At 49.5% G+C, this 21,354-nt stretch carries 12 protein-coding genes, 1 CRISPR repeat array and 1 other annotated feature; of the genes, 1 reads left to right on the forward strand and 11 read right to left on the reverse strand.

The genetic code is table 11. The annotated features are described in order from the left end of the window. Positions 1-128: 128 nt before the first annotated feature. Positions 129-2,832: a CRISPR direct-repeat array (repeat unit 32 nt; unit sequence GTTTCAATCCACGCTCTCGCACGGAGAGCGAC). Between the two features lie 236 nt (positions 2,833-3,068). The 10 genes from ASF12_RS13315 to ASF12_RS13360 form a co-directional block, all read right to left on the reverse strand. Then, the gene (locus ASF12_RS13315; protein WP_056035257.1) at positions 3,069-3,881 is read right to left on the reverse strand and encodes an SPL family radical SAM protein; all 813 of its coding nucleotides are present in this window, start codon (positions 3,879-3,881) and stop codon (positions 3,069-3,071) included. A 78-nt stretch (positions 3,882-3,959) separates the two neighbouring features. Continuing rightward, a complete protein-coding gene (locus ASF12_RS13320; protein WP_056035266.1) occupies positions 3,960-4,655 on the reverse strand; it encodes a DNA alkylation repair protein in 696 nt (231 codons plus the stop codon). A gap of 464 nt (positions 4,656-5,119) precedes the next feature. Beyond that, entirely contained in the window at positions 5,120-6,379 is a 1,260-nt protein-coding gene (gene tyrS / locus ASF12_RS13325) for a tyrosine--tRNA ligase (RefSeq protein ID WP_056035269.1), read from the reverse strand. A gap of 420 nt (positions 6,380-6,799) precedes the next feature. Next, positions 6,800-7,022, reverse strand: a binding site (T-box leader). Positions 7,023-7,257: 235 nt separating this feature from the next. Continuing rightward, positions 7,258-8,136 (reverse strand): carbohydrate ABC transporter permease, encoded by an 879-nt coding sequence (locus ASF12_RS13330; protein WP_235533157.1) that lies wholly within the window; start codon positions 8,134-8,136, stop codon positions 7,258-7,260. A gap of 51 nt (positions 8,137-8,187) precedes the next feature. Next, positions 8,188-9,129, reverse strand: coding sequence for an ABC transporter permease (locus ASF12_RS13335; protein WP_056035275.1), 942 nt, complete (start codon positions 9,127-9,129; stop codon positions 8,188-8,190). 96 nt (positions 9,130-9,225) lie between these two features. Next, positions 9,226-10,740 (reverse strand): ABC transporter substrate-binding protein, encoded by a 1,515-nt coding sequence (locus ASF12_RS13340; protein ID WP_056035277.1) that lies wholly within the window; start codon positions 10,738-10,740, stop codon positions 9,226-9,228. A 134-nt stretch (positions 10,741-10,874) separates the two neighbouring features. Then, positions 10,875-12,437, reverse strand: a complete 1,563-nt coding sequence (locus ASF12_RS13345) for a response regulator transcription factor (RefSeq protein ID WP_056035280.1) — start codon at positions 12,435-12,437, stop codon at positions 10,875-10,877. Then, positions 12,412-14,250, reverse strand: a complete 1,839-nt coding sequence (locus ASF12_RS13350; protein ID WP_056035282.1) for a sensor histidine kinase — start codon at positions 14,248-14,250, stop codon at positions 12,412-12,414. Before ASF12_RS13350 ends, ASF12_RS13345 begins: the two co-directional genes overlap by 26 nt. A 119-nt stretch (positions 14,251-14,369) precedes the next feature. Beyond that, entirely contained in the window at positions 14,370-17,168 is a 2,799-nt protein-coding gene (locus tag ASF12_RS13355; protein ID WP_056035285.1) for an endo-beta-N-acetylglucosaminidase, read from the reverse strand. A 264-nt stretch (positions 17,169-17,432) separates the two neighbouring features. Continuing rightward, the gene (locus ASF12_RS13360; RefSeq protein ID WP_056035287.1) at positions 17,433-20,009 is read right to left on the reverse strand and encodes a glycosyl hydrolase; all 2,577 of its coding nucleotides are present in this window, start codon (positions 20,007-20,009) and stop codon (positions 17,433-17,435) included. Positions 20,010-20,178: 169 nt separating this feature from the next. Between ASF12_RS13360 and ASF12_RS35200 the strand changes: the two genes are divergently transcribed. Further along, the gene (locus ASF12_RS35200) at positions 20,179-20,316 is read left to right on the forward strand and encodes a hypothetical protein (RefSeq protein ID WP_200931617.1); all 138 of its coding nucleotides are present in this window, start codon (positions 20,179-20,181) and stop codon (positions 20,314-20,316) included. A gap of 134 nt (positions 20,317-20,450) precedes the next feature. Here ASF12_RS35200 and thiM read toward each other — a convergent pair whose 3' ends face one another. Then, positions 20,451-21,287 (reverse strand): hydroxyethylthiazole kinase, encoded by an 837-nt coding sequence (gene thiM / locus ASF12_RS13365; RefSeq protein ID WP_056035291.1) that lies wholly within the window; start codon positions 21,285-21,287, stop codon positions 20,451-20,453. Positions 21,288-21,354: the final 67 nt, after the last annotated feature.

Here is a 21,354-nt window from a genome sequence, read left to right on the forward strand (position 1 = left end):
CATTCACTCGACCATCGGGTATCTCACTCCCAATGAATGCGAACGCAGGTACCGAAAGGCAGCTTAAAAATCTCGGTTTCTTGTGTCTACTCTATTGACAGAGATACAGATTATACCATATATTGATAGTTTCAATCCACGCTCTCGCACGGAGAGCGACATCTGCCTTCTTTTCCGTCGCATACTTATAGTATTGTTTCAATCCACGCTCTCGCACGGAGAGCGACAGGTCATAGCGATGAATGGCGGTGGGGACATTCCGGTTTCAATCCACGCTCTCGCACGGAGAGCGACCGGGGCTGGCTTAGCAGCTGGTATTGAGGGAACGGAGTTTCAATCCACGCTCTCGCACGGAGAGCGACCACACGTACAAGTAGGGTTTTGTGTCCTCTCCCATGTTTCAATCCACGCTCTCGCACGGAGAGCGACGTTAGCGGAGGATCGGCGGTACTTGATCGAGTCAAGTTTCAATCCACGCTCTCGCACGGAGAGCGACGGGAAAATTGCCTACACTTAAGGCAATTAAATAACGTTTCAATCCACGCTCTCGCACGGAGAGCGACCTACTACGTCCGTTGTCAAAATGTATTATAAAGGTGTTTCAATCCACGCTCTCGCACGGAGAGCGACAAAAATCCGTATAAGTCGATCCTAGACCGGATTATGTTTCAATCCACGCTCTCGCACGGAGAGCGACTTAACGGCATTAAACGGCGTATCCTGGAAAACTATGTTTCAATCCACGCTCTCGCACGGAGAGCGACCGCCTAAAAATATCGCCCGTTCGTCGTAATTAGGTTTCAATCCACGCTCTCGCACGGAGAGCGACCAAATCGGAAACCGTGTTCAGTCATACGCATTAACGTTTCAATCCACGCTCTCGCACGGAGAGCGACACTTTCAGCACCAACATATTCGGAAACCTTGCGTAGTTTCAATCCACGCTCTCGCACGGAGAGCGACATCTCATCATTCCTTTGTAAATTATTGTTCGATGCGTTTCAATCCACGCTCTCGCACGGAGAGCGACATCGACTCATCACACCAAACAAAAAATCTTTAATAGTTTCAATCCACGCTCTCGCACGGAGAGCGACCACCTACAACATGGTTGAGCCTTTGGAGTACCCAGTTTCAATCCACGCTCTCGCACGGAGAGCGACACACCTACAACATGGTTGAGCCTTTGGAGTACCCAGTTTCAATCCACGCTCTCGCACGGAGAGCGACGGATCAATATCAGCCATAAGGGGGTGAAAGTTTGTTTCAATCCACGCTCTCGCACGGAGAGCGACGGTAATATTCCACTACGGTTAAATACAGCATGTGAGTTTCAATCCACGCTCTCGCACGGAGAGCGACCAGAACCCGAATCCTTCAGATTGAGTTGCAAAAACTAGTTTCAATCCACGCTCTCGCACGGAGAGCGACACGAACATGATGTTTTAATGCGTCGTAGGCAGTTGGTTTCAATCCACGCTCTCGCACGGAGAGCGACTCGTCTTAACTAAACTGCCCGACTCATCGTAAAAGTTTCAATCCACGCTCTCGCACGGAGAGCGACCCAAACATGCTGCGGACGGATACGAGTGAATACTTGTTTCAATCCACGCTCTCGCACGGAGAGCGACGTTAAACGCTGCTGGAGTGCCGACAGCGAATCGTCTGTTTCAATCCACGCTCTCGCACGGAGAGCGACTTTATGATTTGCTGGAAGAGATGCTTACGGCCATGTTTCAATCCACGCTCTCGCACGGAGAGCGACGCGTTTGATACAGTTTGAAAATCGCATAACGATGTTTCAATCCACGCTCTCGCACGGAGAGCGACGCCATACGATAGAGTTCTTTCGGAAAAACCTTTAAAGTTTCAATCCACGCTCTCGCACGGAGAGCGACCTTGAATACCAGTTTCTTGAATGGATGATTATAGAGTTTCAATCCACGCTCTCGCACGGAGAGCGACGCTAACCTTCAGGCAAAGCTCCCAACGGAGCAGATGTTTCAATCCACGCTCTCGCACGGAGAGCGACCAATAGTCATGTGTACGAAGTGTAAGAAATTACACGTTTCAATCCACGCTCTCGCACGGAGAGCGACGTGGTGTTTTTGCATATATGGAAACAACTGGAAGTTTCAATCCACGCTCTCGCACGGAGAGCGACGGAGGAGAGAGGTTCAACGATGGGGGAGAGGTTATGTTTCAATCCACGCTCTCGCACGGAGAGCGACTTTCGGCTCCCACGTATTCCGAAACCTTGCGAAGTTTCAATCCACGCTCTCGCACGGAGAGCGACATTACCGTTGGGGCTGTTGTCGGGATTGTAGGCGGTTTCAATCCACGCTCTCGCACGGAGAGCGACGATCGACAACGGCAAGTTGCAAGTAGAACAAAAAGTTTCAATCCACGCTCTCGCACGGAGAGCGACTATGGGATAAGGTTATTACCAATCCCGACTTTTGGTTTCAATCCACGCTCTCGCACGGAGAGCGACCCACCTGTTCAATGCGGTGTAGGGGGTTAGCCGCGTGTTTCAATCCACGCTCTCGCACGGAGAGCGACTGTACCACCAGTAAAACAAGATGGCGATTAACACCAGGTTTCAATCCACGCTCTCGCACGGAGAGCGACGCAACTAGACAAAAACTGATTCTTGTCTTATATTGGTTTCAATCCACGCTCTCGCACGGAGAGCGACTGTTGCAAGCCCTTTTTAAAAATTCTTTTTCGCCTGTTTCAATCCACGCTCTCGCACGGAGAGCGACATAGCTGGAATCGTTTAATCGTAACCATATCAAGCGTTTCAATCCACGCTCTCGCACGGAGAGCGACAGCATATCTCATGAAGCCTTGCGCAGCAAGGGGAAAATGGTACATTTCCGCGAACCTCTTCATTCAACTCCATTTCCTAATGCCCATGGAAATAAAAATCCGAGTTTTCCCTGATCTGGCGCAATGTGCGAAACTCCCGGGGTTTTCATGGGAGCTTAACGTTCGCGCGACACTCCTCTTTTATCCTAGCATCCAAATCTGCCACTTACAATCATTTCCTGTGAAAATTCACCCTCTCAAGGCTCAAACCCCGCCTGACTTATAAAAAGCTGCTCTTCCGCAAATACCTCACGGAACTGCCGATAAACAGTCTCGTAAGCCGAAGGCTCATTCCATTCCTCTGCTCCCAGCTGCGCATACAGTGTCTCTAGTCCAAGTCGCTTAGTTCGTTTACCGCCGCTTCCGTCACCCATAAAATAATCGTCTATGCACACCCGATCCACGAGCGGAGCTAGCTTGTCCGCAAATGCCTCGCTGCTTGGCAGCAATGGAGCAACCGCCGCCTGAGTTGGCACTCCTGCTTCCTTCAATAATTTTAAAGCTTTCAATCGAGCTTGAATAGGCGGAGCCATCGGTGAAAAATGCTTGCGAATCGCCTCCAAATCCGTCTCCACCGTCATACTGACGCGTACCCGACTTCCCAGGCGCAGCAGCAAATCGATATCGCGAGTGACCAGCGGGCTTCTCGTCTGAACTAGCAAAAAGTCCGGCGGTTCCTCCGCCATCGCCTCCAGCAAGGAGCGAGTCACCTGCTCCTTATATTCGGCTGGCTGATACGGGTCCGTACTGGAGGACATAAAAATCGTCACCGGCCCCTTCGCTTTTCGCAGCTCTTTCTTTAGCAGTTCGGCAGCATTCAGCTTGACATCAACCCAACTTCCCCATTCCTGTCCACGGAAGATAGACACCGGCATGCCACGCACATAGCAATATGAGCAAGCAAATGCGCAGCCTGTATAAGGATTGAGCGAATGGCTGTAGCCTGACAGAAAGCCGGTTCCTTTATTGAGCAGCGTCTTCGGCTGCTTATATAAAAGCTCACTTTTCATCGTAACCCCTCCAGCTTGCAGAAAGCAGGCTTTTCAGCTTTGCTCTACTTTACTCCTCTATACTTTTCTTCTGCAGCATTAGCTTTTCACGACTTTCCGCTTCATGCTGCGGATAATCGCTTTCGTATCCGGATCGATGCGGTACGATTCGGTTATTTTTTGCAGCGCTTTGTTATACGTGAAAGTGTCGAGCGCATTATTTTTCAAATAGGCCATCGTCGGCTCCGGTTGCTTGATATAGCAAATGGATAGCGCCCATGCGACGGCCATTTTCACATAATACGCAGGATGGTCAATCTGATCGAGCCGCTGAAGCACCCGCTCCAAATATTCCTCCATTACATAAAAATTAAGCAGCATAACCGCGGCAAAACGCAAATCGTACTCCTGCTCCGAAGCAAAATACGGCTGGATAAAATCCCATATTTCCTGCTCATGTTTTTTGGTCACCTTCAGCCCCGCACAGAAGCTGTCGCAGACGGACCAGTTGTTGATTTTCGGCACAAAATCAGCAATATAGCGCTGAAGCTCCTTCATATCCGTCTTCACGAGGCCAATGACCATGCCTTGCAGCATGACCTCCTCGAAAAATTCATCGTCCGCCTCCGCCAAATAGGCGCGCCAGTCGCCCTTCGCAATTTCCGCTGCAAGCTTGCGCAGCTCCGGCAGCCGGACTCCCATTACATTGCTAATATTCGGAATCAGCGACGCAGCGAACTTCTGATAATCCGCCTCCGCACGCATAAGCAGCTCTTCCCTTATCGTTTTGGCCATTTCCATCCCCCCGCTATTCCATTTCGTTCGTCTTATCCTTACTATACCTCAAGTGACCAAGGCTGTAAGCCTCCGAGAATGAAAGAGCAAGATAACGAAATTCCTCATGACTAGTTAAAAAATATAGCCAAACAGCTCCTTACACTGTTTGGCTATATTTACACCGTCCCTATTTGACCGGGCAATGGTTCAATCCGAATCTTTGGCGGACAGAGATGCCGCTATTTTCCCCAAACAACGCTTGATGGAGAGGTTCGCGGACTCAGGAGCCGCTAATGGCTGCGAATGCCCCGCTTCTGTGCAAAATTCCCATAGATAACGGATTTCCTGTCCGCTCAAGCGCTGAAATCAACCAAAAGCTTAAAATAGCGGATCGTCAGGCCGCGAAAAAGAAGTATGCTTCTTGCTCCATGCTCCATGCTCCATGCTCCATGCTCCATGCTCCATGCTCCATGCTTCCTATTCTAGCTCAGCTTCACTAAGCTGTAGCTTTTTTTGCCTTTGCGGATAATGATGAACCGTCCGCCAATCGCATGCTCAGCTGTAACGGTAAACTCCAGCTCCGTCACCTTCTCGCCGTTCATGGAGATAGCGCCCTTCGTAATATCCTCGCGCGCTTGGCGCTTCGAAGGCTCAATGCCGAGATCGACGAGCCAGTCGACGATGTTTTTCGGCTCTCCGTTTGCTGTGAAGGTCGGCATTTCTTTAAAGCCCTGCTCAATTTCATCCGCTGTCAGCGAGCGAATATCGCCGCTGAACAGCGCTGCTGTAATGCGCTTCGCCTGCTCCAGCATGTCCTCGCCGTGCACGAATTTCGTCATTTCCTCTGCCAGCGCCTTCTGCGCCTCGCGTTTATGAGGCTCGGTTTGCACCTTCTCCTCAAGCGCTTCAATTTCCGCTTTGCTCAGGAACGTGAAGAACTTCAAGTATTTCACGACATCGCGGTCATCGGTATTCGCCCAGAACTGGTAAAACTCGAATGGCGTCGTTTTATTCGGGTCAAGCCAGATCGCGCCGCCCGCCGTTTTGCCGAATTTCGTGCCGTCGGCTTTCAGCATGAGCGGAATTGTCAGGCCGAACGCTTTCGCTTCTGCGCCTTCTTTTTTCCGGATGAGGTCAAGGCCGCTCGTAATGTTGCCCCATTGATCGGAACCGCCGATTTGCAGCTGCACATCCTCGTTCTGGAACAGGTGCAAGTAGTCGAGCGACTGCAAAATTTGGTACGAAAACTCGGTAAACGAGATGCCGCTATCGAGTCTGCTGGAGACGACGTCCTTCGCCAGCATCGTATTGATGCTGAAGTTTTTACCGAAGTCGCGCAAAAATTCAATGACATTGATTTTGTGCGTCCAGTCGTAGTTGTTGACCATGCGCACCTGATTGTCGCCGTCGGTCATAAAAAGCTTTTTCAGCTGAGCACTCAAAGCATCGACATTCGCCTGTACCTGCTCCAGCGTTTGCAGCGAGCGCTCCGTTTGGCGTCCGCTCGGATCGCCAATCGTTCCTGTCGCTCCGCCAATCAGAATAACTGGGCGATGGCCTGCGAGCTGGAAACGCTTCAGCATCATAAACGGAATCAAGTGGCCGATATGCATGCTGTCGCCTGTCGGGTCAACGCCACAGTATAGCGACACTGCCTTCGTATTCGTCAGCTCGCGAAGTCCCTCCGCATCCGTCTGCTGGTTAATGGCATCGCGCCATTCGAGTTCATCCATAATATTCAAAGCAAACAACCCCTTTTCCATTCGATAATAGTGGTCATGATTTACGTTAATGAGCACAATAACGCACTGGGCTAGGCTTTTTCAAAATATAAGAATTTATAAGTTTTGCACTTATAAATGGGCTTAAATTTCTCGGAATGAAACGAGCCGCGCCGCCAAAGAACGGCGATAGCCGTTTCACCTTGAAATATAAAAATTTATAAGTTTTTCACGTATAAATAGGCTTATATTTCTCCGACAAAGCTCTTCGCACGTCCCAGAAGGACGACGAAGTCGTTTTTGCTTGAAATATAAGAATTTATAAGTTTTGCACTTATAAATAGGCTTATATTTCTCGGACTGAAACGCGCCGCGCCGCCAGAGGACGGCGACAGCCGTTTCACCTTGGGCAACAAAAAATCGCCCCTCGTCTACTGGAGACATAGGGACGATTGAATAACCGTGGTACCACCCAACTTGCACAAACAGCTTGAAAAAAAGCTGCTCATGCCGCTTTTGGCGAAATATCGTTCGCCCTGCCGCTTGGCATTACCCAAGATACTCCAGAGTGTAATTCGCAGCCCATGTATGTGTCAGGTCTCATCAACCCCTGACTTTCTGCAACAGGGACAAAGCTGCTACTGCGCTCTATCAACGTATAACATGTATTAGATTATAGACAGTATAGCGGAACGTGAAAATCATTGCAAGCCTAAACGTCTAGTGAAAACGTATGGTGAAAAAGAGGCTGCGCTGCATGAAAAGCTGGGCTTACGATCGCCATTACCCTTGAATTTCTTTGAATCAGCTACAATAGGTTAAATTTTAAGTGTAAAAGCGAACGCTGGCGCTTCTTCCGCTCAACCTTTTCATTCCGCTACGCTTTTTTCACCGCCCTTTTATTCCTTTACCGCCCCTATAGTCAGCCCTTGAACGAAGTAGCGCTGGAAAAAAGGATAAGCGAGCACGATCGGTCCCGTCGCCAGCACGACCATCGCCATCCGCGACGTATCCTGCGGCATGTCCTGCAAAATGCCGGTGCTAAGCGAAGCATTGGTTGAGTTTTGCATAATAAACTGCATGCTCGTTTCAATTCGCATCAGCATCGATTGCAGCGGCACCAGATTAGGCGTGTCGATGTACAAGAGCGCATTAAACCAGTCATTCCAATAGCCGAGCGTATTGAATAGGCCAATCGTCGCAAGGCCGGGAAGCGACAGCGGCAGCACGAGCCGAATAAACGTTTGCAGCTCGCTCGCCCCATCGATTTTTCCCGATTCAATAATGGCGGTTGGCACCATCGTACTGAAAAATGTTCGCATAATGAGAATATAAAACGCATTGACGAGCATCGGCATAATGAGCGCCCATATCGTATCCTTCATATGCAGCAGCTGCGTAACGACGATAAAGGTCGGCACCATGCCGCCATTGAACAGCATCGTAAAAATCGCAAAAAAGCTGAAAAAGCGGCGATATTTAAAGCTTCTCTGAAAAATGGCATACGCATAAAGCGTAATAATGACAAGGCTCAGCAGTGTCCCGACGACCGTTACAAAAATCGTAACGCCATACGAGCGCAGCAGCGCCTCGCCTGTCCGGAATATATATTGGTACGCCTCCAGGCTCCATTCCTTCGGAATAATCCGGTAGCCGTTCGAGGCGAGCGATTTTTCATTCGTAAATGAAATGATGACGACGAACAGAAAAGGAAAGACGCAGGCAATCGCAATAGCACCTGTCAGCAGGCTCAGGAGAAAGTTGGCAGCAGGTGAGATTTGATCGAAACGCCTTGTTTTTTTGATGGGCACCTAAAGCTCCTCCTTCGTTTAAAACAAGGCATTATCCTTGTTTTTTCTTCTGACGATGTAGTTGGACAATAGAACAAGCAGAAATCCGACGAAGGACTGATATAGCCCGGCAGCTGTGCTCATGCCGATTTCGCCGTTCACTTTTAAGCCTCGGAACACATACGTATCAATGACGTTGGTCATCGAATAGAGCAGGCCCGAATCCCTTGGCACCTGATAAAAGAGTCCAAAATCCGCGTAAAAGATTTTTCCGACAGCGAGCAGCGTCATAATCGATATGACCGGAGCGAGCAGCGGAATCGTAATATTCGTAATTTGCTTCCATTTGCCTGCACCGTCAATCATCGCAGCCTCATAAAGCGAGCGGTCAATTCCCATAATAGCCGCCAAATACACGACGCTGTTGTAGCCGACGAGCTTCCACAGGTTGACCAATATGAGGATAAATGGCCATTTGGCAGGCTCCGAATACCAATTGATCCGCTCCATGCCCATCCATTCGAACGTTTTATTAATCAGCCCTTTATCAAAGCTGAGAAAGCTGAATACAAAATAGCCGACAATAACCCACGATAAAAAATAAGGCATAAACATCGCCGTTTGAAAAAACTTGCTCAGCCGCCTGTTCGTCAATTCAACTAAAATAATCGCCATCGCTACGGCCAAAATGAGCCCTAAAATAATAAACGCCGCATTATAGAGCACCGTATTGCGCGTAATGATATAGGCATCCGAGGTGCTGAACAAAAACTTGAAGTTGTCCAGGCCCACCCATTTGCTATTCATGATGCTGGCAAAAAAGCCATCCTTGCTGTATCTGTACTGCTTAAAGGAAATAATCGTGCCCGCCATCGGCAGGTAGGAAAACAGCAAAAACCATAGGGCGCCCGGCAGTACCATCAGGAGCATCGCCCGATTGCGAAAGATGTCCCGCAAAAATATTTTCAGCTTGTCGCTCATATCGTTCCTCTCCTTAAACCGCCAGCTTCTCAATACTCATTATCGTTATAAACAAAGAGAGGCAAATCCGAAAATTCGCCTCTCCCTCTCCGCGGATTATTTAGGATTAGCCGCTTTCCACGCATCAAGCTGGGTCTGGGCTTCGGCAATTACCTTATCCAGTCCGGCTGCTTTAAACTTCTCAATCGCTTTTGGCAAATATTCATTCGGATCAACTGTACCCGTCATTAACGCCGACCAGAACTCACCTTTGACGTTCTGAATCGATGCCAGCTCGGTCGTGACGCTCGTTGAATCGAAGTTGAAGCCCAGCGTTGGCGCTGCTTTGCCCGCTTCGTTGAATACTTTGTATTCATCCCATTTGTTCTCAGGATCGCCCGTATTGAGATACGTCAACGTGACATTGCCTAGCGAGAAGGTTGGCATATCATAGTTTTTCGAATCATCCAAGTTTTCCATTGCGTTGTCAGCCGTTTTCTTATAATGAACGTTTTCGATGCCGGAATCGATCATATTGCGCAATACCGGATCAGTGTTCAGCAAGTTTAAAAATGCCATTGCTTTCTCTGGATGCTCCGAATTTGCTGAAATCGCCTGCAGCGAGCCCATGACGGACCAGTTGAAAATGATCGATTCGCTCGCTGGTGTTGACACGACTGGATAGCCATAGCTCGCGCTCCACAGATTATCGGCGAATGGCGTCGTCGCTGCGCGGTCAAGGAACCATTTGCCGGATTTTTGCGTATCATCCAGCCCATTCGTCGTTGCCGCCTCTGGCGAAATGTAGCCCTTCTTGTAATAGCTGTGCATCGTATCAAGCGCTGCTTTAAGCTCCGGCGTCTCCAGCACATTTAAGACTTTGTAGTCGCCTTTATCCAAGCTTACAACCATTGGCAGGTTGGAGATCAAATAATCGTACGGCAGCACCGGCATATAGTCCTTCGTTATAGCGAATGGAGTAATGTCCGGCTCGCTGTCTTTAATCGTCTTCAGCAGCGGCTCTATGCTTTCCAGCGTGTAGATGCCGTCCATGCTCAGGTTGTATTTATCCAGCAGAGTTTTGTTAAAGCGCCATACTTCAAGCGCCGGGAGCTCTTTTTTCGCCGGAATGCCGTAGTTGTGGCCATCTACTTTGGAGCCTTCGAGGAAGGCTGGATCAAGCGTCTCCACAATTCCTTTGCCCTGCTCCTTCAGCAAATCGTCAATTTCATAAAAGGCTCCTTTACGGGCATTTTGCACGTAATCGAAGGCCCATGAAGAAGTAAACATGATGTCCATAGGCGTTCCTGATGAGGTAGCGATTTGCATTTTTTGCGTGTAGTCGCCCCAATCAATTTGGGTCATTTTGATCGTTACGCCAATTTTCTCAGCCGTATATTTGCTGACCTCCTCCATGACACGGTTGACATCCTTTTGCGGGGTACCGATTGTGTACCAGCTCAGCTCCACCGTTTCCTCTTTGCCCGCATTGCCGCCGTTGCCGCTGCCGCTGCTCTCCGCCGTTGCACCTGTTTCTTTTGCGCCGCCGTTTGTGCTGCATGCCCCTAGCAGCAGCGAAAATGAAAGCAGCACCCCGAGCAGCATCATCCAGCTTTTGTTTTGTCTCATCAATCGTTACCTCCCTTTTTTTGTAGCCCCTTTACTAACGCTTAACACTTACTTGTAGATTATCGGATGTAAGCACTTTCAAATAGAGAAGAAACTAAACAAACGCTGTTCAAAATAAACATATACAACGCTGCTCTTTATGTAGGAGAGTCACCCGATTCGCCGCTTGCTGCAAATAACATGCTTTTATAATCGGCTGGCGTTACGCCAACATATTTTTTAAACTGTTTATGAAAATAACCGCTGTCCCAATAGCCGACGTTTCGGGAAATTTCGTGTACCTTCTGCGCCGTTGTGCGGAGCAGCAGCTTGGACTGCTCGATCCGGTATTTGTTGACGTATTCCGTAAAGCTCTCCCCGGTTTCCTTCAGAAACAGCTTGCCTAAATAAACCGGGTGAATATGGTATTTGTGCGCCAGCTGCTTGAGGGACAAATCGGTGGCAAAATATTGCTCCACGTAATTCAGCACCTGCTTGACCGTAGGGTTCGTCTCCTCTTTAACAAGCATCGTGGACATGTCGCGGATCGTTCCTGTCATAATGGCAAGCAGCTCCTCCCATTCCGAAGCCTTCGCCGCCTTGTTAAAGGAAGCGTTCATATGGTCCGCAATAATAGCATTAACCGTATTGGCGCCTCCCATCTCCTGATGCAGCCAGAGAAGCGTTTGCATCACCAGCATGCGAAGCCTGCTTGGCGTTGCCGCGTCGGATGCTTGAATCGCCTGGAAGTCGCCTGTCAGCTCGGTGACAAGCGCCTCCGTATCCGCAGCGGAAACTTTCTTCCTGTAGCTGGCCCAGTTTAATTCCGTATCAGGCAGCAGCTCGTCCTTTTTTGCCGCATAATCCTCATACAAAGCAATCTCTTCCTTATGCAGCAGCAAAAAATAGTCCTGTGCCCGCAGCGCCTGCTCATAGCTGAGCGCCTCCTGCACTCCTCTTGCCTGAGGAGCGCCGATGGAAATCCGATAAGGGCACGCCTCCTCTCTCTGCCTCAGCTGCAAAGCAAATTGCAGGGCCATGGCAGCGCAATCCGCTTCCTCCTCCGCCATAAACACAAGCACGGCATCACCCTCTACATTTCGCAGAAACAGCCTGTCATGGCTGGCATTTGCCGTTTGCCGCAGCTCCTGCATGAGTCCGTCCTCCCGCTCGCCGCCCCCTCTGAGCAGCATCGTCGTCATATAACGGCCGCTGAAATGGATATCCAGCAGCGCCGCCCGCTCCTGCAATTGAATGGAATCGATCGCAGCGGTCAGCCAGCGATAAAGAATCGTATCTTTTAAAATATCAATTTTCTCAGCTTCAAGAGCGCTGCTTCGCCTTGTTTCATCCAGCTTCTTGACCGTATGGGCAAGCGTTGCGGCCAGCTCGGCGAAATTAAGCGGCTTCAGCAAATAGTTTTCAATGCCTAGCTGCATGCCTTCCTTTAAATATTCAAAATCATTGTAGCCGCTCAAAATAATAACCTTCAGCTCCGGCCTGATCGCTCGCGCAGCCCGAATCAGCTCCAGCCCATTCATAATGGGCATGGAAATATCGGTAATGAGCAAATCAGCGGGAACCTGCTGCAGCAGCTCGAGCGCCTTGCGGCCATTTTCTGCTTTGCCCGTCAGCTCCAGGCCATGGTCTGCCCAATCTATGGCATCGTATAAGCCCTCTAGTATAAACGGCTCGTCATCGACTAGAAATACGCGGTACATTTTCCATCTCTCCTTTCCTTAAAGCCGGGAAGCTGAAAATAATCTTCGTCCCTTTTCCTTGGACGCTCTCGATGTCGAATCTACCGTCTTTGCCATAAATCAATTCAAGCCTTTCTTTCACACTTCGCAGTCCAAGCGAATCCTCCTGCTCCTGAACCGTATACTTGCCAAGCGACCGTTTAATCTGCTCCAGCCGTTCCTTGCTAATGCCTGTTCCATTGTCCTCCGCTACAATCGTCACCATGTCGTTTTCCAGAGTGGCGGTTACTTTAATCAAGTTGTCCTCCTCCTCCGAGCGCAGGCCATGGACAATATAATTTTCCACAATCGGCTGCAGCGACATTTTAATCATCATGCGGTCCTTCAGCTCGGGATCACAGGCAATAAAATAGGCAAAACGATCCTTGTAACGAATGCGAAACAGCTCCAAATAAAGACGGCAATTTTCCAACTCCTCCTCCATCGTCACGACGGTCTGCTGCTGTACAAAGCTCTTGAACAATACGGCCAAACTATAAATCATCTCGCTGACATCGGCAGCGCCATGGGAAAGGGCTCTCATCCGAATGACCTCAAGTGTATTGTAGAGAAAATGAGGATTAATTCTCGCCTGCAGCGCTGCAAACTCCGTATGCTTTTGCTTCAGCTCGGCCACATACACCCGGTCGATATGGCGCGAAAGCTCATCGAGCATTTTGTTGAAGCCTTGCGAGAGCTGCCCGATTTCATCCTCCTTCTCGTCGACAATCCGAATCGTCAAATCGCCCGTCTCTACCCGCCTCATGGAGCGGATAATCCGGTTCGTCCGGCGTGAAAAATTAAAGACGACAAAGGACGGAATGGAAATCGTGATCAAAATAAACGCAAAGCTCGCTGCAATAACCGCATTTTTCATAGGCGCATAAATCGCTTCCACTTCCCGCTTCGGCATGATGCCAAATACGGTGTAGCCGAGGCTGCTGGACGGAAGCATGGAAATGTAGGACTCCTCCTCCAACAAAGCGATGCTGTCCACCGATTTGATTTTGTCCACATAGGGATAGAGCTTGCCGTAATATCGGTCCGAAGAGTCAAAAATGACCTGTCCATCTCCAGACAAAATCAAAATATTGCCCCGTCGGTCCCGCCCCTCGCTCGCCAGCGCCGTTTTTAATGCATCCGCTTGAAAAAAGACGAGCAGCTGCCCGACATTGCTCAGCGTGCCTACTTCATTAATATGTACTCTGACGGAAAAAAGCTTGTCGTCCCATTGGCCAATCGTCCTGCGAACCCACGGGTTGGGCGTAGATACGACGCTGCTTTCCAGCGCCATCGCATCCGGGACATAGGATTTAGACGCTTGCGTCTGATACAGCTTCGTCAAATTGCTTTGTCCGAACATATAAAGAAACTGCTTCTCGGAGCTGAACAGCAGCATATTCGCAATATCAACATCGTTTTCAATCATTTTTTTAAAAAAATCCAAATCATCGACACCGCTGCCCAAATTATTGTAATAGCTGTCCATTTTGAAATTCATATATTCGGAAAAAGAGTGCTTCAGCAAATAGGATAAGGAATAGGAAAAGGACGGGTCGCGATAAATGTCCTGCACCTGCTGCTGAACGACGTGAGCCTTGCCAGCAAGCTGCTGATTGACGCGCTCCATGGACATTTTCTGCTTCTCCAGCTCATTGTCAGCCACCGACTGGGACATATAATCGACTGTAAAATAAGCGAGAGTCGCCGTGGCGCAAACAATAATAACAGCAAAAACAAGCATGATTTTGACAAACAAATTATTTTTGATCGCATCAATATACAGCTTCTTCATCCCTTCCCCCTTGCCGCTTGCTCCTTCATCGACGTTAACAGGAAAAGGAAGACAGGGTATCGCCCTGTCCTCCCGCTTCTACTAGTATAAGATGATCTGATTAACAAATGAATTTATTTTTAGCTGCGAACATAGAGCGGCTGCGATTGATTTCCCGCATAATCCTCCATCACAATATAGACAGTGGCAGCTGTCGACGTGAAGCTCAGGCTTGCCTTCGTCGTTCTGCCGCGAATGATTTTCGCAAAGCTGCCCGCGCTGCCGGAAATGTACGTGACCGGGAACGACTTCGCCACGCCATTTTCATACACGTACATATAGCGCCAGTCCCTCGTATTTGGCATCGGCAAATTCAGCGTATTGCCGTTCCAGGACCATTGCTCGCTGTAAGGCTCGGCTATTTTATCAATAAAATGGCCGCTTTTGCTGACGGAGCTTCCGCCTCCCGTCGTAACCGTTACGAGAAAATCATCGCCGTTAATGGGCATATTGCTGAAGGTCACGCTAGTGGCTCCTGCCGCCGCCGTCTGCTGGGCAACAATAGGCTGCGCCGTCGTAATCCAGTTCAGCGAACGCAAGCTTACCATCGTATTTCCCGCTGCATTCGGCGGATTTACCCAGCTCACCGACAACTGGCCATTTTCCTGAGAATTCACGCTAATGCCGGAAGGTGCCGCATTCAAATTAAAAGGAAGCGTTGCGGCAAAGCCCTCCAATCCGTCCGCCCCAATCGGAACGACCTTCAGCGTGCCTGCTGTCGACGGAAGAGCTTTTATATAAAACACTTCATCATATTTGCCGCCTACATAGACGTCATTGATATAGATATCGTATTGCTTAACCTTGCTGTAGTCGGTATCCATATTCCACTTAATGTTCATTTCCCCTGTGTCCACAAAGGCTTCCGTAATGGCAAGGCCAGAAGGAGCTGCAGGCTTAATCGCCGAACCGTCGAAAATGCGAATTTGCCCCACATTGAGCTGATAACCCGCAATCGCGCTTGACCCTGGAGCAACGACAAGCCCGAAAGCGGCAAGCGATTTGCCCGCATAGGCGCCAAGCTCAAGCTGCTGCGTAATCCAGCCATTCGTCTTGCTGCCGGCATTTGGAATGGCAACCTTCACGACCTGACTCGGATTATCTTTAAAAATAAGGCCGATATAAGCAGCCGATGCATCATTAGCCGATGGCTTGTTATATGTGATCGACAGCTTGGAGTTTGCATTTACGCTCAAATCGGTTTTGAACAGACGCAGGAAATTTTCGGCGTTTAGGTTGCCGTTCAGCACAAGCGAGCTGCCGCCATTGTAGCCGCCCAGCTTTTCATATTGATAACGCTGCGTAGCCGAAAAATCATATTTTGTGCCGTAGTCATAGTCCACCGTCAGACGATTGCCTGTCGTATCCTGCCACCACTGCCAAGTGACGGGCACATCCTGCAGGCTCATATTGGACCACTCGCTGTTACCCGAGACCGCACCGTCCTTGTAATAGGAAAGGCCATGGCCCGTATTGAAATTCGTGTAAAAGTTCGTACTGCCAATAACGGAGCGCTCCGCAATGACCGAGGCGATTCCCGGCCAATAGCGGTTGTCCGCATAGACGTCGGCTGCCGTGTTCGCAGCGGAAACCGTCGTATTTTTCGGATTCAAATTCGGGCCCGACCACCACAGCTGATCACGCACATTCGTCATCCATTGGTAGTTGTTTTCCGATCGGTGGCTCACCGGCCAGCTTTGCCCCATATCCTCATCCAAGCCCGCATGGACAAAGTCCGCACCGAGCGTAGCCAGACTTAGACGGGGCAGCCCGCTGCTCAGCTTGCTCGAAAGTGCCGTTCCCTGTGCAGAAGAAAAACGGTCTCTGCCTGCCTCTAGTCCCGCAAAGCCGATATCAAAAATCGTATAGGCTGTACCATTTGCGGCATTGTAGCTGGCTAGATAAGTATTCGCGCTGTTAATTTGCGTATTGCCTACACCATAGTCAAAGAAAAAGGAATTGGTGACCGCTTGGTGATTCACCTTGTCATGCAGCATCGAAATATTGTTATTGTTGAACGTGCGGGCAAACGTATTTGCCCCTGTAGACGTACTCAACGAGTCATACCATTGCACGTAAAGGCCGCCGCTTTGCAGCACTTTCAGAAATTCAATATACGCAGGAATGTCAGCTGTCGCAACGTTGGGCGACAATTCCTCCTGGTTCATAAAATAGCCGTCATAGCCAAAATAATCGGCCATTTCAATCATTTTTTGGGCGACTGGGAAATTTCCGCTGCTGTCTTTTACAATCATTTGTTTGTAGGTTTGCTGGCCGCGGTCATTGTTGGAGAAAAAAACGCCAGCGAGGGAGAGGACGCCGTTTTTATGCGCGGCATCCGTATACGTTGGGTTAGGGATGTTCAGCATGCCGAATTCAAACCATTTTTGCTGCCAATTCGATTGGGCCAAATCATCGTAATATTCAGGCGGAGTGTAAGCGCTTGCAGTTCCATGCCAATAAGAATAATAGTCAATGTATTGCCAGAAGTTGAAATGATACTGGGCAAACTTGTTCGTATATGGCGCATTTTCGATAAAAGCATTGCCATAATCCCCTGCGACATTCATCATCTTCACATTGGTGCTCAGCGTCGGCTTTGCCTGTGTGCTGGCAAACGGCAAAATCCGGTTTTGCAGCGGCACCTTTGAACGCAGCTTCTCGGCACCCGGGTCTGTTGCCGGGCTCCAATTCGCAATTTGGCCACTCGTATAGCCGTGGACGCTTGGCTGATTGCTGCCGTGTGCGCTTTCCCCCTTGAATGGCCATGTGTCGCCGGCATACGCAGCAAGCGGCATCATGGTGATGAGCATAGAAGCGGTTAAAGCAACGGCTGTCCATTTACGGACAGCTGCTTTTGTTCCTTTTGTTAATGCCATCGTTCCATCTCTCCTCGCATGATTCGATTTACAATGTAACCATAACCGATGAAAGCCCTTTCCATAAGCAGATAAATTAAACATTGGCTGTTCAAAATAAAGAAACAGCTGCTTTTTAAGAAAAAAAGATGGACCATCCGTCGTCTTTCGACGACAAGACTGCTGAAAGGCAACGTTACATCACGATGAAGCTCGCAGAGACCCCTAACACAACAAAAAGGGTTCGAGCAGGGATATCCCCGATCCAACCCTTTTGTTACCTACTTACGGCTCAATTCCCCATACGAGCTGACCATTCATATAGCCGACAACCTGTTCATTGTTTACGAACTGATTGCTGGATGCCTTGAACGAGTAATCGCCCGCTTGGTTGTAATTGGACCAGTCGGTTTTGGAGAAGCGTGCTTGAATTTCTGCGCTCTGGCCGGGATTCAGTGTTCCAGCTGAGGTCGTAAAGCCAATTTCCAAAGCATAATCGGCACCCTCAACCGGAGTCGCCAGTTTGACGAATTTGCCGGTTACATTCGCATTTCCGATACTGGCCCAGTCGATCCAGAAACTCTGATTTCTCTCCCCGTCAATCGTATAATAATACCGGAGCAACACATCACTGAGCTGAATGGCTGCATCACCGGTGTTAACTACTTTGAATTTGGGTGAAATTCCGTTGGTGGAGGCACTCGTATTGCCGTTAAAGGCTTGGACCGTCAGCTCTCCCGCGGGTACGGAAACACCGCTGTCCACAACATTTAGCGTTAATATAGCTTGATTTCCTCCGCTGAAATGAAAGGTTATGGCATTCTGGCCCAGCGGCAGTGTGGAAAGATAAGATTTGCTCAGAACGACACCAGCGCTTGATGCCGTATAATCCTGGCCCGATAGAAGGGTATAATTTCCATTTGAGATACTTACAAGCTGGTGCCCGTTTAAGGTAAGGGCGACGATAATATCCTGCGCTAGAGTTGCCGCTTTATCAAATGCTGCACTCACGGGTGCAATGGATGCGCTCGGTGTTGTGTCAACAATTTTGACTTTTAATACGGGATCTTGACCTTGATTGAAATCAAAGACAATCGAATGCTCGCCAATCGGCAGCGTCGCCAGAAATGCTTTTTTCAGCAGCAGCGTATTTCCACTCAAGGTATAATCCTGATTCGCTAACAAGGCATTGGCTCCTGCGCGGAGAGCGATTAACGTATTTCCATTTGAATTCACGGTTATCGCTGGGTCGATTTGATTGGGGGCATACTTGTCAAATTCGACGGTTGCTGGTGTGATGGACGCGTTTGGAATTGGATTTTCAACCTTTAAATCGGGCAGCTCATCGAGCGTAATGACATAGTCGCTTTGGTACAGTGTTGTTAAGGTCGCTGGGTAATTGAAGGCAGAGCTCATGAGATGTTCCCCATACCAAGGCAAGAAGTAGAGCCATCCTGCTTTCTCCTCTGTCAGATTCATTACGCTTGGGACGGTGTCGTTCTCCGTCATGGCCACCATTTTCGTGCCGCCCGTCAAATCAACAAGCTGATAAAAAATAGAGGTAATAGCATCCTCATTGGGGACACCGGACAAGCCGTCATAGCGGTTGTAAATGGTATTGTATTTATCGTATCCGATAATATCCACCTGATCGCCGCCGGGATACCATGCGGGAGAAGTGCTATACACATAACTGTTGTAGGTCCAGATCAAGTTGTGCAAGTCGTATGTCTCTGTAAGCTCGGTATAGATCAGATCCCATAGCTGCTTATACACCTCCGCGCCTGCCGAAGCCCACCAGAACCATGCACCTTCCCCATTCAATCCGCCGTTGCCCTCCGCCTCATGGAAGGGTCGGAAGATCACCGGCACATTGTTATTTTGCAGAATCTCCAGTTGCTCTGCCAAATCCTCAATGGCCATCATCACGTATTGATATTCTTTCGTGCCGGGAATCACCGCACTCGCTGTATTGAAATTGGTTTCCGTCGGTTTGTAGGTGGCTTCTTTCCATTCCACAAACTCTCCAAGCTGATAGGCCGTGAAATTTCGGGGTACAGTAATATGCCAGCTGCTTGTTGCGATCCCGCCCCGGTTGTTCACCCAATCGATCATCCGGGCGGTTGTACCATCCTCCCAGCCGTAAAGCGGATTATAGTTCAGAAAATCGAACCCGCGAATGGCCGGATACTTTCCGGTTAAATTGTGAATCCAATCAAACTCCAGCTCGGAATTGCCGTCATTTCCGCCTCCGTATATCTCCTGCTGGCCGGAGAGCATATGATTGCCGTAAACCTCTGTTAAATAATTCATCAGAAGTTGTGTTTCCGCTGTGGCCTCAGAGTCGGCGAGGACAGGCTGCACATTCAAAGGATCAAGAGCAGCATAATCCACAGTGAAGGTATCAAAATAAGCGAATCCCCAACCTGCCTTCAACTGAATGGTGTTGCTTCCTTGATTCAGCTTGTGATAGCCAAAATCGAAATCCGCCCAATTGGTCGTATAGGGCAGCATATACGAACCCTTCGTAACGCCATTAACGGTTAAAGATTGCTGCCTGCCGTCAGGACTAAGCTCCTGCATATAGCGGGTGGAGATCGTATACATTCCGGTTTCAGGGACAGTCACTGTAAAGGTAATGGTACCGGAATTCTGCATCCAGACAAATCCACTTCCGGAGTATCCGGGCTTCTGTTGTCCGTAAATTTGGGTCGTCACTTGAAGATCGGAGGTGAGCTGAGCATTTTCGCTTTCAATTGTGAAAAGTGCGTTGTCTGCATGAACGGGCGGTGCTGTCATTAATCCAAGCAGCAGAGTAAATGCCAGCATCATTACGCTTGCCTTCTTGATTAAATTTTTCATCCTTTCCCTTCCTCCCATGTCAAAAATGGTAATTGCAAGTTCAATATACAAGATATTGAATGCGCTTTCATAGCAACCATATCATAATCCCCATATTATGTAAATCCTATCTATATTGAAAATTTTTGGCCTTCATTTTTCCATAATTATAAAGAAGAAGGTGCAGACAGTGACCCGTGAAGTGCGGATAGTGGTCTATGATACGGACTTGCAGCTTGAAGCGTATCAGTTCCAAGGCATTATGCTTCGGAGAGAAAAGCCAAGCTGGCAGCTTCCGGCGCATAGGGATGAGCATAGAAGCGGTTAAAGCAGCAGCTGTCCATTTACGGACATTTAACAAAAAAAGATGGACGGTCCGTCGTCCTTCGACGTCTAGACTGCATCCATCTCCTCTTAAACTTGCTCGAATCCGATTAACGTAAAACTGCTATAGTTCAACTGCTATAGTTCAGCAGCTTCTATTATTGCTCGGCCAGCAAGCAGCTCGCCGTCCATCCGGCTAACCGCATCGATAATCGCAATGTGGAACGAGCCGCTGCCTTTGCCTTCCGTTGCTTCTGCGGCAAGCTCGCCGGCAATGCCCATTGCAGCTACGCCCGCCGCGGCCGCGAGCAGCAAATCCCCCTCCTGCTTGGCGCCGCAAAATGCGCCGATCAGCGTGGAGCACATACAGCCGGTGCCCGTTACACCGGACAGCTGCGGTACGCCGTTGCGAATAAGCAGCGTTCGCTCGCCATCGCTAATGACATCGGTCGCTCCGGTAAGTGCCACGATGCAGCCAAGCTTGCTCGCTGCACGCTCCGCAACCTCCTGCGCGGTCACTTCGCTTCTGGCCAGGTCGGCCTCTGAAGCGTCGACGCCCTTCGTCAGCGATTCCAGTCCTGCTGCAAAGCGGATTTCCGATAAATTGCCGCGCAGCACGCTAATTTCCACCTCGCGCAGCAGCTGCTCCACCGCGGCATTGCGCAAGGCCGAGGCTCCCGCTCCCACCGGATCGAGCACAACCGGAATGCCCCGCTCATTCGCCCGCTTCCCGGCGGCGACCATTGACTCGATCGTGCGGCGGTTCAGCGTGCCGATATTAATGACAAGTGCCGAAGCAATGGCGACGATATCGTTCATTTCCTCCAGCTCATCCGCCATAATCGGCGAAGCGCCAACAGCGAGCGCAATATTCGCGCAGTCATTGACCGTCACGTAGTTCGTAATATGATGAACGAGCGGCTTATTGCGGCGCACCGCCTCCAATGATTCAGCAATCGTTTGTATGATTTCCATGTAGAAACATCCCTCTCTGCCGCATGACTAAAGCGGCCTTTTTATCTTATATATACCACAAAGCTGG

It is taken from the genome of Paenibacillus sp. Leaf72, assembly GCF_001422685.1.
Classification (GTDB): domain Bacteria; phylum Bacillota; class Bacilli; order Paenibacillales; family Paenibacillaceae; genus Pristimantibacillus.

Coding starts and splice junctions, on each gene's coding strand:
- ASF12_RS13315 (WP_056035257.1), bottom strand. CDS start 3,881: ATGAAAAGTGAGCTTTTATATAAGCAGCCGAAGACGCTGCTCAATAAA.
- ASF12_RS13320 (WP_056035266.1), bottom strand. CDS start 4,655: ATGGCCAAAACGATAAGGGAAGAGCTGCTTATGCGTGCGGAGGCGGAT.
- ASF12_RS13335 (WP_056035275.1), bottom strand. CDS start 9,129: ATGAGCGACAAGCTGAAAATATTTTTGCGGGACATCTTTCGCAATCGG.
- ASF12_RS13345 (WP_056035280.1), bottom strand. CDS start 12,437: ATGTACCGCGTATTTCTAGTCGATGACGAGCCGTTTATACTAGAGGGC.
- ASF12_RS13350 (WP_056035282.1), bottom strand. CDS start 14,250: ATGAAGAAGCTGTATATTGATGCGATCAAAAATAATTTGTTTGTCAAA.
- ASF12_RS13355 (WP_056035285.1), bottom strand. CDS start 17,168: ATGGCATTAACAAAAGGAACAAAAGCAGCTGTCCGTAAATGGACAGCC.
- ASF12_RS13360 (WP_056035287.1), bottom strand. CDS start 20,009: ATGAAAAATTTAATCAAGAAGGCAAGCGTAATGATGCTGGCATTTACT.
- thiM (WP_056035291.1), bottom strand. CDS start 21,287: ATGGAAATCATACAAACGATTGCTGAATCATTGGAGGCGGTGCGCCGC.